This is a genomic window from Muricoccus nepalensis (genome assembly GCF_006438825.1).
GTDB lineage: Bacteria > Pseudomonadota > Alphaproteobacteria > Acetobacterales > Acetobacteraceae > Roseomonas > Roseomonas nepalensis.
Window position 1 is genome coordinate 68,430 of the sequence record NZ_RCZP01000001.1, and the last position, 13,712, is coordinate 82,141.

A 13,712-nucleotide genomic window follows, 5' to 3' on the forward strand; every position below is an offset into this window, starting at 1 on the left:
GTCCGGGGGCGCCAGGAAGCGCATCCCGCGCCCCCTGCCAAGGGGTGCGCTAGCGCGGCCGCCGCAGGAGGGCGAGCGCGAGGAGGGAGAGGAGGCCGACGCCCGCGAAGATCCAGAGGGCGCCGAGCCCCGCGCGCTCCAGCGCCAGCCCGAAGGCGAGCGGCGCGAGCGCCTGCAGCAGCCGCATGGGCGCCAGGATGATGCCCTGCCGCGCGCCGTAGCCGCGGGCGCCGAAGAGCGCGAGCGGCAGCGTGCCGCGCACGATGGTGAGCAGCCCGTTCCCGGCCCCGTGGACGACGGCGAAGGCGAAGGGGCCGAGCCCGAGGCCGAGCGCGAGCGCGGCCAGCGGGTGCCCGGCGGTGGCGAGCCGCGCGGTGGTGAGCGGGTGCAGGCGGCGGAGGAGCACCACGTCGAGCACGCGCGCGAGGACCTGCATGGGCCCGACGAGGCTCGCCGCAGCGAGGGCGACCTCCGCCGAGGCGCCGCTGCGGGCGAGGAGCCCCGGGAGATGCGCCGCCATCGCCGCGATGTTGAAGCCGGAGCCGGTGAGCGCGACGGCGAGCAGCGCGAGCTGCCCCCAGCCGGCCGCGCCCTCCGGCTCCTCGGTGCTGGGCGCCGCGGCCGGCGGCGGGGGCGCGGGCGGCACGAGGAGGAGGTGGAGCGGCAGGGCCAGGCCGAGCTGGAGCAGCGCCCAGACCGCGCAGGCGCCGCGCCAGCCGAGCTCCGCCGCGAGCCAGGTGGTGAGCGGCCAGCCGATGGCGCTCGCGAAGCCCGCCATCATCGCGACCCCCGAGATCGGCCCGCGCGCGTCCTTCCCGTAGAGGCCCGCGAGGGTCGCGAAGGCCGCGTCGTAGAGGCCGAGCGCCATGCCGAGGCCGAGCAGCCCCCAGCCGAGGAAGAGCACGGCCGGCCAGGCCGGGGGCGCCACCGCGAGGGTCAGCAGCCCGGCGGCCAGAGCGAGGTTCGAGCCCGCCAGCACCGACCGGCCGCCGCTGCGGTCGATGACGCGCCCCACCCAGGGACCGAGCACGGCGGTGAGCAGGAGGGAGGCCGAGAAGGCCCCGAAGATGGCGCTCGGCGGCAGGGCGAAGCTTTCCGCCATCGGCGCGGCGACGATCGCGGGCAGGTAGTAGGAGCAGGCCCAGGCAAGGGTCTGCGCCGCGCCGAGCGCGCCCACCACCCGGCGCCGGCCGCCGGGGCTCCCCGGCGGGGATGCTTGGGTCCTTCGCACCCCGCCATGAAGCGGGAGAAGGCCCGCCCCTTCAAGCCCGCGCGGCCCCGGAGGCGCCCCGGCTCCAGGCGTCGAGGCTCAGGCGTCCTGGAGGATGGCGCGGGCGAGGCCGCCGCTGCCCCCGGGCGGGCCGAGGCGGAGCGAGAGGCCGGTGCCGACGAGGCGCCGCGCCTCGAGGTCGAGTGCCGCGCGGAGGCGGTGCACCGCCGCGGCGGGCACCGCGGCGGTCCAGGAGGACGGGGCCGCGCCGGGAGTGGGGAGCACCGCCGCCCGCGCCGCGCTGGCCAGGATGGCCTCGACCCGCTGGCCGATCAGGTGGCGCCGCGCCGCGCGGGCGGGCCCGGCGCCGGCGCCGCCCGCCAGGCCCTCGTCCCCGTCGCGCAGCCAGGCGGCGTGGCCGGCCGCGTCCTCGTGCAGCTCGATGCCGAGCTCCCGGCACCCCCCGATGGCGTGCAGCGCCGCGGCCAGCCGGGCCTCGCGCGCGACGAGCCAGGCGCGGAGCTCAGGCAGGCCGGCGAAGGCGAGTGGCTCGGGCAGGCGGAGGGCGCTCGGCGGAAGCGGCCCGGCGCCCTCCGGCCCCGCGACGAGCCCCGCGATGCGCCCGACGCGGACGGCGGGCCGGTTGGGCGCCTTGCGCAGGCCGATGCCGACCAGGAGGACGGGCGTTGACAATTCCATCCCCTCATCCTGCCGGGAGAAGGGTGAACGGGCTCTTGATGACCGCCCTTCCACATACGGTGACGTGCCTTCCACAATCCCCCCGGCCGGCTGTAGTCTGCCCCGGCGGGCCCGGACGGCGCGCCAAGGCCGCCGGGAGGGGCAGCGCCCGGGGGCGCCCGCCCCGCTTTCCCGGCGGGGCACCGGCGGCGGGGGCCTTCCCCGCCCCCCGCAACACCTGACAGGCTGGCGCCGCGCGGGGCATCCCGCCGGCGCGGGAGAGGGCGCGATGAGGAAAAAGGTCATCTTTCGCGGCAGGGTCCTGCCCCTCGCGCTGCTGGCGCCGCAGCTTGCCATCACCGTCGTCTTCTTCTTCTGGCCGGCCGGGCGGGCGATCTACCAGTCGCTCCTGCGCGAGGACGCCTTCGGGCTCTCCCAGGAATTCGTGGGGCTGGAGAACTTCCGGGAGGTGCTCACGGACCCGAACTGGCTCAACGCCGCGATGAACAGCCTTGTCTTCTCCGGCTGCGTGGCGGGGCTGGCCCTCGGGCTGTCGCTCTTCCTCGCGGTGCAGGCGGACAAGTCGCTGCGGGGGGTCACGGTCTACCGCAGCCTGCTGATCTGGCCCTACGCGGTCGCCCCGGCGGTCGCGGCCGTGCTCTGGCTCTTCCTGTTCCAGCCGCAGGTGGGGCTGATCGGGCGCTGGCTGAACGCGGTCGGCGTCGCCTGGGACTACCGGCTGAACGGCACCCACGCGATGATCCTCATCATCGTGGCCGCGGCCTGGAAGCAGATCGCCTACAACTTCATCTTCTTCCTCGCGGGCCTGCAGTCTATCCCCGCGAGCGTGCTGGAGGCGGCGGCGATCGACGGCGCGCGGCCGGCGCGGCGCTTCTGGTCCATCATCTTCCCGCTGCTCTCGCCGACGACCTTCTTCCTCCTCGTCGTCAACCTCACCTACGCGTTCTTCGAGACCTTCGGGATCATCCACGCGCTCACCAGCGGCGGGCCGGGCCAGGCGACGGAGACGCTCATCTACAAGGTCTACGTGGACGGGGTGCAGAACCTCAACCTCGGCCTCTCCTCGGCGCAGAGCGTCATCCTGATGGTGCTGGTGATCGGCCTCACCGCCGTGCAGTTCCGCGCCGTCGAGAAGAAGGTGCACTACTGATGGAGGGAACCGCGATCCCGGCGGCGGCGCCGCTCGCCGAGCCGATCCGCGACGACGCGCTGTTCCGGGCCACGCGCCGGCGGCGGGTGCTCTCCCGCCTGCTCGCGCACGGCGCGCTGCTGCTCGGGGTGCTGATCGTCGCCTTCCCGATCTACATGACCATCGTCGGCTCCACCCACGACGCCGGCACCATCGGGCGCGGCGACGTGCCCCTGCTGCCGGGCGCGCACGCGCTGGAGAACTACGCGACAGCCTGGAACGAGGGGGGCGGGCGGACCCACACCACCCCGGCCTCCACCATGCTGGTCAACAGCCTTATCATGGCCGTCGCCATCGCAGTCGGTAAGATCGCGATCTCGATCCTCTCGGCCTACGCGGTGGTGTTCTTCTCCTTCCCCGGGCGGATGCTCGCCTTCTGGGCGATCTTCATCACGCTGATGCTGCCGGTGGAGGTGCGGATCATCCCGACCTTCCAGGTGATCGTGGACCTGCAGCTCGGCAACACCTGGCCGGGGCTGGTGATCCCGCTGATCGCCTCGGCGACGGCGACCCTGCTCTTCCGCCAGTTCTTCCTCACCATTCCCGACGAGTTCGTCGAGGCCGCGAAGATCGACGGCGCGGGGCCGCTGCGCTTCCTCAAGGACGTCGTGCTGCCGCTGTCGCTGACGAACATCGCCGCGCTCTTCGTCATCCTCTTCATCTACGGCTGGAACCAGTATCTCTGGCCGCTGCTCATCATCAACGACCGCTCGATGGAGACGATCGTCGTCGGCCTGTCCAAGATGATCGGGCGGGGCGACTCCCAGAACGAGTGGAACACCATCATGGCCACCGCCGTGCTGGCCCTCCTGCCCCCCGTGCTCGTGGTGGCGCTGATGCAGCGCTGGTTCGTGCGCGGCCTGACCGAGACCGAGAAATAGCCCCATGGCCACCCTCTCCCTCCGCGACGTGAAGAAATCCTTCGGCGCCACCACGGTGCTGCACGGCATCGACCTCGAGGTGGCTGACGGCGAGCTCGTGGTGATCGTCGGCGCCTCCGGCTGCGGCAAGTCCACCCTGCTGCGCATCGTCGCCGGGCTGGAGACGCCGAGCTCCGGCCAGGTCGTCATCAACGGGCGCGACGTGACGGGGCTGGAGCCGGCGGACCGGGACGTCGCCATGGTGTTCCAGAACTACGCGCTCTACCCGCACATGACGGTCTTCGCGAACATGGCCTACGGGCTGAAGATTCGGGGCATGGGGCGCGCGGAGATACAGCGCCGCGTCGCGGCCGCGGCCGAGATCCTGGGCATCGGGCCGCTGCTGGAGCGCCGGCCGAAGCAGCTCTCGGGCGGGCAGCGCCAGCGGGTCGCCATGGGGCGGGCCATCGTGCGCGAGCCCGCGCTGTTCCTCTTCGACGAGCCGCTGTCGAACCTCGACGCGAAGCTCCGCGTGCAGATGCGCGCCGAGATCCGGCGCCTCCAGCGGCGCCTCGGCGTCACCTCGCTGTTCGTCACGCACGACCAGGTGGAGGCGATGACGCTCGGCGACCGCCTGGTCGTGATGAACGCCGGGCGCCCGGCGCAGGTGGCGCCGCCGATGGAGATCTTCTCCCGCCCCGCCGACACCTACGTCGCGGGCTTCATCGGCAGCCCCGCGATGAACTTCATCCCGGCCTCGCTCGACGAGGGCAACGGGGCCGCCCGGCTGCCGGACGGCACGCTCATCCCCTTCGCGGACGGGCCCCGCCCGGGGGCGGCCGGCATGCCCATCACCCTCGGGCTGCGCCCCGAGCACGTCGAGCCCGGCGACGGCCCGGGCTCCATCCCGCTCACGGTCGAGCTGATCGAGCCGCTGGGCTCCGAGACCGTGGTGCACGGCCGCTCGGCCGGCGGCATGGCGGTCACCGCGCGGATGCCCGGCGCCTTCCTCGGCGACCGGCTGCCGGTGCGCCTGCCGCCCGCGCACCTGCACGTCTTCGACGCCGACACGGGGCGCCGCCTCGATCCGTAACCGCGGACACGAACCCCTTCCGGCGGGCGCCCTCTCCCGCTAACCCATCCGCCATGGACGACCGGCACGACACCACCCAAGCGGCCCTTCCCCTGCGGGCGGAGGCCGCGCGGGCCTGGCACGCCGGGCGGCCGGCCGAGGCCGCGTCGCTCTACGGGCGCGCGGCGGGGCTCGCGGAGGCGCCCTGGGAGGACCTTCTCTGGCAGGGCCACGCCTGGCGGGCGGCCGACGACGCGGCGGCCGCGCTGCTCGCCTTCGACGCCGCGATCGCCGAGGCCCCGGCCGAGCCGCTGCCCTACCTGCACCGCGGCCACGCGCTCCGCCAGCTCGGGCGCGAGGGCGAGGCACGTCGGGCCTACGGGCTCGCCAGGGCGCTCGACCCCGGCGCGCCGGCGGCGGCCGAGGCGGAGGCGGGGCTCCAGGCCGCGCCCGGCGCCGGGACGCCCGCGCCCCCCCGGCCGCCCGTGCCGGCCGACGCCGCGCCTTCCCCCGCGGCTAGGGCGGCAGCGCCGCGGACGGCGGCGGTGCTGCGGCCGGGCGGCCGGGCGGCGCCCGCCCTCCCGCTACCGGGCAAGGAGGGCATCGCCTTCGACGTGACCGACCTGCTCATGCACTTCGCCCACCGGCGGACGCTGACGGGCATCCAGCGGGTGCAGGCGAGCCTGCTCGGGGCGGCGCTCCGCAGCGGCGCCGACGCCGCCTACCTCGCCTTCGAGCGGCCGCGCGCGACCTGGCGCGCCCTGCGGCGCGAGGACCTCGCCCGCCTGCTGGAGGCCGCCGGCGCGGGGGCGGACACGGCCGACCCAGCCTGGATCGAGGCACGGGACGCCGTGCCCGAGCTGGCGGCGGGCGCGCCGGCCCACGCCTTCGCCGAGGGGCAGGTTCTGGTGAACCTCGGCAATTCCTGGGGCATCCCCGACTACTTCCGCGGCCTGCGCGCGGCGCAGCGCGCCCGCGGCGTCCGCTACGTCCCCTTCCTGCACGACTGCGTGCCGCTCGTGATGCCCGAGCACTGCGTGCGGACTCTCGTGGAGGACTACGCGCGCTGGTTCGCGGCCATGGGGGTGCACGCCCACGGCGTGCTCTGCAATTCGGAGGCGACGCGGGCCGACGGGCGGCGCTTCCTCGACGCGTTGCTGCCAGGCCTCGACCTGCCGATGGAGGTCGTTCGCCTCGACGGCGACCCGCGCGGCACCGCCCCGCCCGACGCCGCCGCGCTGGAGGGCACGCGCGCGCCGCGGCCGCCCGAGCCCTACGCCCTGTTCGTCGCGACCATCGAGAGCCGCAAGGACCACCTGACGGTCCTCCGCGCCTGGCTCTCCCTTCTCCGCCGCCACGGGCCCGGGCGGATCCCGCGGCTCGTCCTCGTCGGCGCGGCCGGCTGGGGCGTGGAGGCCGCGACGAACCTCCTGGCCGGGAGCCCGGAGCTGTCGCGCCACGTCGTCGTGCTGCACGGCGTGTCCGACGGCGCGCTCTCGGCGCTGTACCGGGACTGCCTCTTCACCGTCTACAACTCGCACCACGAGGGCTGGGGCCTGCCGGTGACGGAGAGCATGGCCTGGGGGAAGGTGCCGGTGGTGCCGCGCCACTCGGCGCTGCTCGAATCCGGCGCGGGCGGCGCGGTCTTCGTCGAGCCGCAGAGCGACGGGGACATGGCGGCGGCGGTGGAGCGGCTGCTCTTCGAGCCCGGCGCCCTCGCGGCCGCGGAGCGGGTGGTCGCGTCGCGCGGCGCGCCGCGGCGTTGGGAGGCGGTGCTGGCGGACGTCACGGCCGGCGTCGCCGCCTTCGCCGCCCGCGCGGTCGTGCCGCCCGCCGGTCGCCTGGCGCTGCCGCTCGGGCTTCGCGTCGCGCTCCGGCGCTCCGACGCGACGCGGCCTGACCTCGCGATCGCCCTCTCCGACACGATCCGCGACGGCGCGGGCTGGCTCTCCCCGGAGGACTGGGGCACCCCTTTCACGGGCGGGACCGCGCGCCTGCGGCTGCGCCTTCCGGAGGGCGCCGCGGGGGCGCTCCGCCTCCACCTCGAGCTGCGAGGCGCCGGCGGCGCGCCGCTCGGCCTCGCGCTGCGGGCGGACGGCGCGCCCCTGGGCACGGCCGCCATTCCCGCCCCGCCCGGCGGCGACTTCGCGGCGGTGCTTCCCGTCGAGCTTGCGGAGGGCACGGAGGTGCTGGAGCTCGAGATCGACGCGCCCGCCGGGAGCGGGCTGCGCGCCCTCATGCTCTGCCGCGCGGACGACCTGCTGGCGCGGCTGGACTTCCTGGAGGCCCAGCGCCTGCCGCCCCTGCGCGCGGCATCGTGACGGCGCCGCACCGAATGCAGCCATAGGTTGCTGGAAGGTTAACGGCCGGCCCGGCGAGGCTCGGCCATGCGCATCCGCCCGGTCGCCCTCCCTCCTCGCCGCCGCCGCTTAACCGCGGATTCACGACTCTCGGGCACGATCCTGCGCATGATCAGCACCAACTCCCTGGCTGCCTTCACGCAGGACGTTTCCCGCGCCGCGGGGATCGGGGAAGTGCGGCCGGTCCGCCCGACCCCCGCCCGCTCGACGGAGGGGGTGGCCCAGGCCTCGCCGACGCAGCGCCTGCTCGAGACCGTCCCGCCCAAGCCGACCTCCCCCCTTCCCCGCGGCTCGCTGCTCGACCTCCGCGTCTAGCTCGGCGGGGCGAAGGGGGTTGTGGCGGCCGGGGGCGGGCGGCATGCTCCCCCCATGTCCGGGCAATTCGATCTCGTGCGGCATGACGGCGACGACCGCGATCGCCTGACCTGCCGAAGCTGCGGATTCGTCGCCTACGAGAACCCGAAGATCGTCGTCGGCTCCGTCGTCGCCGTCGACGGCGGCGTGCTGCTCTGCCGGCGCGCGATCGAGCCGCGCCGCGGCTTCTGGACTCTCCCGGCCGGCTACATGGAGATGAACGAGACCGTCGAGGAAGGCGCCCGACGCGAGGCCTGGGAGGAGGCGACGGCGCGGATCACCCTCGAGGGCCTGCTCGCCGTCTACTCCGTCGCGCGGATCGGCCAGGTGCAGCTCATGTTCCGCGCCCACCTGGCGGAGCCCGGCTTCGCCGCCGGGCCGGAAAGCCTCGATGTCCAGGTTTTTGCCTGGGAGGCGATTCCCTGGGACGAAATCGCCTTTCCCACCGTTCGCTGGGCGTTGCATGCTTGGCGGGAGGGCCTCGGCCATCCCGGCCCGCCCGTGTTCAACCCGCCCGAGGACGCGCGGGGCACCCGCCCGCTCCCCGGTGCCGCCATGGTCGGAGGTGCCGAATGATCGTCGGCCTCGCCCTCTCCGCGCTTCTCCTCGGGACGCCCGCCGCGGCCGCGCTGCCCCTCCTCGCGGTGCAGGCCGAGGCCGCGCCGGCCGAGGCGCGTCCCGCCCCCACGCCGCGCCGGCGCCCGGTTCGCCGCCCCGCGCCGCGCCGCCCGGCCCCGCCGCCCGTGGCCGAGGCGCCGCCCGCCCCGCCGCCGGTGCCGCGCGCGGAGATCGCGCCGATGCCCGACCGCTCCATCGAGGGGCCGCGGCCGCCGGCCGAGCGCCAGGTGACGCGCCTCCGGCCCGACCTGATCGAGCCGCGGAGCCTGCCCGACAGCCGCCGGCAGTCCGGCGGGACCAGCAGCTACACCGAGCGGCAGGACCGGCTCTACCGCGACCCCGCGGCCGGGGCGCGGCTGGAGATCCCCTTCTCCTACTGAGGCGCGCCGCCGCCCCGCCCGGCGCGGCCGGGAGTCCAGACGTCGTCGGGCGTGGACCAGAGGAGGGGGTCGCGCAGCCCGCGCGCGAGGGCCTCCGCGATGGCGGCCAGGATCCGCTCGCCCTTCTCCGCGGTCGCCGCACGCGGGTCGCCGCGGACGCCGGTGCCGGGCGCGCGCTCCGCGAAGGACCAGAAGCGCTGGAAGGCGCTGCCGCCGACCGAGGGGCCGCCGTTCGAGAGGGCGCCCGCCACCTCGTCCGTCCGCACCTGATCGGGGTCGAGCGCGAGCCAGAGGCTCGTCTCGGCCTCGCAGGCGTGCTGCGTCGCGGACTGGGTCTCGAGGATGCCGGCGATGGCCGCGGCCGCGGCCTGGTGCACGGTCACGGCCACGACGGGCATGCCCATCTCCGCGCCCAGCTCGCGCGCGATGACCTGCAGCGGCTCGATGTTGCCGCCGTGGGAGTTGGACAGCATCAGCTTGCGGAAGCCGCAGGCGCGCAGCGAGCGGGCGACGCAGGCGATGACGGCCTGCATCGTCCGGAAGTCGAGGCTGATGGTGCCGCCGAAGGGAAGGTGGTGCTCGCTGATTCCCTGCCACATCGGCGGCAGCACGAGGGCCGGCGCGTCCTCGGCCACCAGCTCCGCCGCGCGGATGGCCGCGGCATGGCCGATGAGGCTGTCGGTCCAGACCGGCAGATGCGGGCCGTGCTGCTCAAGGGCGGCGACGGGCAGGATGACGGTCGCGTCGCGCGCGGCCCACCCGGCGATCTCGGGGGCGGTCAGCCGCTCCCAGCGCACCTCGTGCATCGGGCTGGGCCGCATCAGGAGAGGCCGACCAGCGAGCGCGCGTAGTCCCGCGCCTCGAAGGGCCGGAGGTCGGCGGCCGTCTCGCCCACGCCCACCGCGTGGACGGGCAGGCCGAACTCCTCGGCCAGCGCCACCACGACGCCGCCCTTGGCCGAGCCGTCGAGCTTCGTCACCACCAGCCCCGTCACGTCCACCATCTCGCGGAAAACCTTGCACTGCTGCACGGCATTCTGGCCGGTGGTGGCGTCGAGCACCAGCAGCACGGCGTGGGGCACGGCCTCGTCGAGCTTGCGGAGGACGCGGACGACCTTGCGCAGCTCCTCCATCAGCCCGGCCTTGTTGTGCAGGCGGCCGGCGGTGTCGATGAGGAGGATGTCCGCGCCCTCGGCGCGCGCGCGCTGCAGGGCCTCGTGCGCGAGGCCGGCGGCGTCGGCGCCCTCCTTCACGGGGGCCACGACGGTGCTGCCCGTGCGCTCGCCCCAGATCTGGAGCTGCTCGACGGCGGCGGCGCGGAAGGTGTCGCCGGCCGCCATCATCACGCGCCGGCCCTCCGCGCGGAAGTTCTGCGCGAGCTTGGCGATGGTGGTCGTCTTGCCCGTGCCGTTCACGCCGACGACGAGGACGACGTAGGGCTTCACCCCCCAGTCCGGCTCGAAGGGCTGGGCCACGGGCTCTAGGATCGACGCGATCTCCTCGGCCAGCGCGGCCTTCACCTCGTCCTCGCCCACTTCCTTGCCGAAGCGCGTGCGGCGGAAGCCGGCGACGATGCGCTGGGCGGCGGGCAGGCCGAGATCGGCGGCGATGAGCGTCTCCTCCAGCTCCTCCAGCGCCTCGTCGTCGAGGCGGCGCTTCCGGAAGAGGCCGGTGAGGTTCTCGGTGAGGCGCGCGGTGGAGCGGGAGAGGCCGGCCTTGAGGCGCGCGAAGAAGCCGCCGGAGGGAACGGGCGCCTCCGGGGGCGCGGATGGCGGGAGGGCGGCCTCGTCCTCCTCCGGTTCCTCGAGGTCCGCGGGTTCCTCGACCACCTCGGGCTCGTCGACCCGCGGCTCCTCGGGAATGCCGGGCATGGCCGGGCGCGGGGCCTGCGGGAAGTCGCCCTCCTCCGCGGGCAGGGGCGCCGGGGCGGGGGGCGTGAAGCCGGGCAGGCCCGGCACGGGCGGCAGGAGGTGGTCCGGCAGGCCCGCCCCCGGCGCCGGCCCGGCGGGGACCAGCGCCGCGGGGGCCTCCTCCGGCGGGGCGGGGGGCGGCTCCGGCGGCCTCTCGGGCTCGGTGACCCGGTTGACGAACCGGCCCCAGAGGTCCTTCAGCGCCATGCCATCTCCTTCGCGGCCGCGGTCACGCCGGGAAGGCGTCCAGGTCGATCATGCCGGTGAACGCCGTCGCGACGGGCCCGGCCATCAGCACATGCCCGTCATCCCGCCAGGCGATGCGCAGGTCGCCCCCGGGCAGGCTGACGGTCGCCTCGCGCGCCGAGAGGCCGCGCCGCGCCGCGTTCACCAGGGCGGCGCAGGCGCCCGAGCCGCAGGCGAGGGTGAGGCCCGCGCCACGCTCCCAGACCACGAGGCGGAGGTGGTCGCGCGCGAGGACCTGCACGAAGCCGATGTTGGCGCGCTCGGGGAAGAGGGAATCGTGCTCCAACCGCGGGCCGAGCGCCGGGATGTCGAGGGCGTCGAGGTCGGGCACGAAGAAGGTGGCGTGGGGGTTGCCCATGGAGAGCGCCGCCGGGTCGGCCGCGCCGCCGGCCAAGAGGGGCAGGTGCAGCGTGTCCATCTCGCGCGCCAGCGGCACGTCGCGCCAGCCGAGGCGGGGGGCGCCCATGTCCACGCGGATCGTGCCGTCGGCCAGGCGCTCGGCGGGAAGGTCGCCGAAGAGGGTCCGCACCGTCGCGGCGCCGCGCCCGGCGCTCTCCATGGCCAGCTCGGCGACGCAGCGCGTGGCGTTGCCGCAGGCGCCCGACTCGGAGCCGTCGGGGTTGCGGATGCGCATGAAGACGTCCGCCCCCTCCCCGGCCGGCTCCATGACGATGAACTGGTCGCAGCCGATCCCCCGGTGGCGGTCCGCGATGGCGGCGGCGCGGGCGGGGCTGACGGGGAGCGGCGCGGCGCGGGCGTCCAGCACGACGAAGTCGTTGCCGAGGCCGTGCATCTTGCGGAAGGGGATGATCATCGCGGGGCCGATATAGGCGCCCGGGAGCCCCGCCGGAAGCGGCGGGCCCTAGCCGGCGGGCGTGGGGGTGGGGTCGAGGGTGGCGGCAGCGCCGGCCTCCCCCGGCAGGAGCGCGGCGAGGACGTCGCCCGGGACCGCGTCGAAGCGGAGCCCGGCCTCGACGAAGAGGCGGGCCGAGATGTGGCCGCGCCGGTCCCATTCGGAAGTGGTGCCGTTGCGCGGCGCGGCCGCCACCACCCGGCGCACCCCGGCCTGGATGGAGAGCACGGCGCAGTGGTTGCAGACGGGCTTGCCGACCACGTAAAGCGTGCAGCCCCGCGCCTCCCGCCCCGCGAAGAGAAGGGCGGACTGCTCGGCATGGACCATCATGTCGAGCTTCGTCGGCTTGTCTGAGAGGCGGTCCACGTCGTCCTCGACCCGGCTCGGGAAGCCGTTGAAGCCGGTGGCGACGATCCGGTTCAGCTCGGGGGCGACGAGCACGGCCCCGACGCGGCCGCGCGGGTCCTTCGACCATTCCCGGATATGGGCGGCCAGGCCCAGGTAGCGCCGGTCCCAGCGGGTGAGGACGCTCTCCGCCGCCGGCGTCACGGCAAGGCTTCCCGGGCGCGGACCACGGTGACGCTGCAGGGCGCGCGCGCCGCGACCTCCCCGGAGACCGAGCCCAGCATCGTCCGCAACATCGAGTTCGCCCGCGCGCCCATCACGATATGGTCCACCCCGTTCGCCTCCGCGTATTCCAGCAGCGGCGCGGCGGCGCCGGAACCCCCCAGGACGTGGAAGGTGATCCGCCCCTCCTCCAGCCCTAGCGGCGCGGCCCAGTGGCGGAGCTCGACGAGGCGCTGGACGTGGGTGGAGCGGCCGCGGTTGTCCTGCAGCGGGTCGCCGGCGAGGTAGCGGTCCAGCAGCACGTTCACGCAGGCCACCCGCGCGCCCGGCAGGGTGCGGAGAAGGTTGCCGACGCTGGCCCGCAGCGCCTCGGCGAGGGGCGCCGTCTGCTCGCGGAGGTCCACCGCGACCACGATGACGGGGGCGGCGTGGGCGGTCGCGGCCGGACGGCCCTGGCGGGGGGCGCGGTCCTGGTTCACGCGGCGCTCCAGCACCTTGAGCCAGCCGTCGCGCCGGCGGCGCTCGGCGCGGGCGGTCAGGCGGACGGCCTCGGGGTGGTTGAGGTCGAAGGCGAGCTGGGCGGCCGTCGGATGCCGCCGGGCGGGATCGACCTCGAGGCAGCGGAGGATCACCTCCTGCAGCCAGGGCGGCAGGTCCGGGCGCAGGCGCCGGGGCGGGATGGCGTCGCGCCAGAGGCGCTTGCGCACCGCGCTCAGGTGCTGGGGGTCGCCGAAGGGAAGCGCGCCGGTGGCGAACTGGTAGAGCAGCACGCCGAGGGCGAAGAGGTCGCTGCGGGGCTCGTTCCGCTGCCCCATGGCCTGCTCCGGCGCCATGTAGGGCGCGGTGCCGTAGGGAATGCGGAACTCCTCCTCGATGAGGTCCGGCAGGCGGCCGTGGTGCGAGAGGCCGAAATCGACCAGCACGGCCTCCGCGGCCCCCTTCCCGCCGGATGGGCTGTCGCGGAAGAGGATGTTGGCGGGCTTCACGTCGAGATGGGAGACGCGCTGGCGGTGGAGCTCGGAGAGGGCGACGGCCACCCGCGCGCCGATCGAGGCCACCTCCTCCACCGCGAGCGGCAGCTCCCGCAGGCGCAGGAGCAGGGAGGGGCCAAGGATGCGCTCCATGGCGAGGTAGGGCTGCCGCTCGAAGCCGGCGGCGGCCACGAAGCGGGGGACGTGCGGGCCGGAGAGGCGGGGCAGGATCATTTGCTCCATCTCGAAGGAGACGATGTGCGCGGGATCGCCCCCCTCGAGGTGCGGCAGCTTCATCAGCAGGGGAATGGCGTGGTCCGGGTGGGTGGCCTCGAAGATGGAGGCCATGCCGCCCTGGTGGAGCGCGCGGCCGAGGGTGAAGCCGTCGATCTCATCGCCCGGGTGCGGGCGGCGGGGGGACACG

General features: G+C 75.4%; 14 protein-coding genes. 7 read left to right on the forward strand and 7 right to left on the reverse strand.

The genetic code is table 11. The features are described 5' to 3' along the window. Positions 1-49 precede the first annotated feature (49 nt). On the reverse strand, positions 50-1,177 hold the full coding sequence (locus EAH89_RS00310) for an MFS transporter (RefSeq protein ID WP_206667413.1): 1,128 nt from the start codon (positions 1,175-1,177) through the stop codon (positions 50-52). Positions 1,178-1,309: 132 nt separating this feature from the next. Continuing rightward, complete coding sequence (locus EAH89_RS00315; protein ID WP_140880762.1) at positions 1,310-1,909, reverse strand: hypothetical protein; 600 nt, start codon at positions 1,907-1,909, stop codon at positions 1,310-1,312. 268 nt (positions 1,910-2,177) lie between these two features. Here EAH89_RS00315 and ugpA point away from each other — a divergent pair, with 268 nt between their 5' ends. From ugpA to EAH89_RS00350, 7 genes are all read left to right on the forward strand, one after another. Further along, entirely contained in the window at positions 2,178-3,059 is an 882-nt protein-coding gene (ugpA, locus tag EAH89_RS00320) for a sn-glycerol-3-phosphate ABC transporter permease UgpA (protein ID WP_140880764.1), read from the forward strand. Continuing rightward, positions 3,059-3,979 carry a sn-glycerol-3-phosphate ABC transporter permease UgpE gene (gene ugpE, locus EAH89_RS00325; RefSeq protein WP_140880766.1) on the forward strand — a complete coding sequence of 307 codons (921 nt, stop codon included), beginning with the start codon at positions 3,059-3,061 and terminating at the stop codon, positions 3,977-3,979. Before ugpA ends, ugpE begins: the two co-directional genes overlap by 1 nt. 4 nt (positions 3,980-3,983) lie before the next feature. Beyond that, positions 3,984-5,051 (forward strand): sn-glycerol-3-phosphate ABC transporter ATP-binding protein UgpC, encoded by a 1,068-nt coding sequence (ugpC, locus tag EAH89_RS00330; protein ID WP_140880768.1) that lies wholly within the window; start codon positions 3,984-3,986, stop codon positions 5,049-5,051. A 53-nt stretch (positions 5,052-5,104) separates the two neighbouring features. After that, positions 5,105-7,351 carry a glycosyltransferase gene (locus EAH89_RS00335; RefSeq protein ID WP_140880770.1) on the forward strand — a complete coding sequence of 749 codons (2,247 nt, stop codon included), beginning with the start codon at positions 5,105-5,107 and terminating at the stop codon, positions 7,349-7,351. A gap of 147 nt (positions 7,352-7,498) precedes the next feature. Beyond that, positions 7,499-7,705 (forward strand): hypothetical protein, encoded by a 207-nt coding sequence (locus EAH89_RS00340; RefSeq protein ID WP_140880772.1) that lies wholly within the window; start codon positions 7,499-7,501, stop codon positions 7,703-7,705. A gap of 54 nt (positions 7,706-7,759) precedes the next feature. Next, positions 7,760-8,320 carry an NUDIX hydrolase gene (locus EAH89_RS00345; protein WP_140880774.1) on the forward strand — a complete coding sequence of 187 codons (561 nt, stop codon included), beginning with the start codon at positions 7,760-7,762 and terminating at the stop codon, positions 8,318-8,320. After that, positions 8,317-8,742 (forward strand): hypothetical protein, encoded by a 426-nt coding sequence (locus EAH89_RS00350; RefSeq protein WP_140880776.1) that lies wholly within the window; start codon positions 8,317-8,319, stop codon positions 8,740-8,742. Before EAH89_RS00345 ends, EAH89_RS00350 begins: the two co-directional genes overlap by 4 nt. Here the strand turns inward: EAH89_RS00350 and EAH89_RS00355 are convergent. The 5 genes from EAH89_RS00355 to EAH89_RS00375 form a co-directional block, all read right to left on the reverse strand. Beyond that, entirely contained in the window at positions 8,736-9,563 is an 828-nt protein-coding gene (locus tag EAH89_RS00355; RefSeq protein WP_241666774.1) for a creatininase family protein, read from the reverse strand. The genes EAH89_RS00350 and EAH89_RS00355 overlap by 7 nt on opposite strands. Next, positions 9,563-10,612, reverse strand: a complete 1,050-nt coding sequence (gene ftsY, locus EAH89_RS00360) for a signal recognition particle-docking protein FtsY (protein WP_408906279.1) — start codon at positions 10,610-10,612, stop codon at positions 9,563-9,565. Before ftsY ends, EAH89_RS00355 begins: the two co-directional genes overlap by 1 nt. A 268-nt stretch (positions 10,613-10,880) precedes the next feature. Continuing rightward, positions 10,881-11,711, reverse strand: a complete 831-nt coding sequence (dapF, locus tag EAH89_RS00365; RefSeq protein WP_140880780.1) for a diaminopimelate epimerase — start codon at positions 11,709-11,711, stop codon at positions 10,881-10,883. A 48-nt stretch (positions 11,712-11,759) separates the two neighbouring features. Further along, positions 11,760-12,299 (reverse strand): deaminase, encoded by a 540-nt coding sequence (locus EAH89_RS00370; RefSeq protein WP_140880782.1) that lies wholly within the window; start codon positions 12,297-12,299, stop codon positions 11,760-11,762. Next, positions 12,296-13,711 carry a serine/threonine protein kinase gene (locus EAH89_RS00375; RefSeq protein ID WP_241666775.1) on the reverse strand — a complete coding sequence of 472 codons (1,416 nt, stop codon included), beginning with the start codon at positions 13,709-13,711 and terminating at the stop codon, positions 12,296-12,298. Before EAH89_RS00375 ends, EAH89_RS00370 begins: the two co-directional genes overlap by 4 nt. Position 13,712 lies beyond the last annotated feature (1 nt).

Excerpts from the sequence above, each read along its gene's own strand:
- EAH89_RS00315 (WP_140880762.1), bottom strand. The coding sequence starts at position 1,909 with ATGGAATTGTCAACGCCCGTCCTCCTGGTCGGCATCGGCCTGCGCAAG.
- ugpA (WP_140880764.1), top strand. The coding sequence starts at position 2,178 with ATGAGGAAAAAGGTCATCTTTCGCGGCAGGGTCCTGCCCCTCGCGCTG.
- ugpE (WP_140880766.1), top strand. The coding sequence starts at position 3,059 with ATGGAGGGAACCGCGATCCCGGCGGCGGCGCCGCTCGCCGAGCCGATC.
- ugpC (WP_140880768.1), top strand. The coding sequence starts at position 3,984 with ATGGCCACCCTCTCCCTCCGCGACGTGAAGAAATCCTTCGGCGCCACC.
- EAH89_RS00335 (WP_140880770.1), top strand. The coding sequence starts at position 5,105 with ATGGACGACCGGCACGACACCACCCAAGCGGCCCTTCCCCTGCGGGCG.
- EAH89_RS00340 (WP_140880772.1), top strand. The coding sequence starts at position 7,499 with ATGATCAGCACCAACTCCCTGGCTGCCTTCACGCAGGACGTTTCCCGC.
- EAH89_RS00345 (WP_140880774.1), top strand. The coding sequence starts at position 7,760 with ATGTCCGGGCAATTCGATCTCGTGCGGCATGACGGCGACGACCGCGAT.
- EAH89_RS00350 (WP_140880776.1), top strand. The coding sequence starts at position 8,317 with ATGATCGTCGGCCTCGCCCTCTCCGCGCTTCTCCTCGGGACGCCCGCC.
- EAH89_RS00355 (WP_241666774.1), bottom strand. The coding sequence starts at position 9,563 with ATGCGGCCCAGCCCGATGCACGAGGTGCGCTGGGAGCGGCTGACCGCC.
- ftsY (WP_408906279.1), bottom strand. The coding sequence starts at position 10,612 with ATGCCCGGCATTCCCGAGGAGCCGCGGGTCGACGAGCCCGAGGTGGTC.
- dapF (WP_140880780.1), bottom strand. The coding sequence starts at position 11,711 with ATGATCATCCCCTTCCGCAAGATGCACGGCCTCGGCAACGACTTCGTC.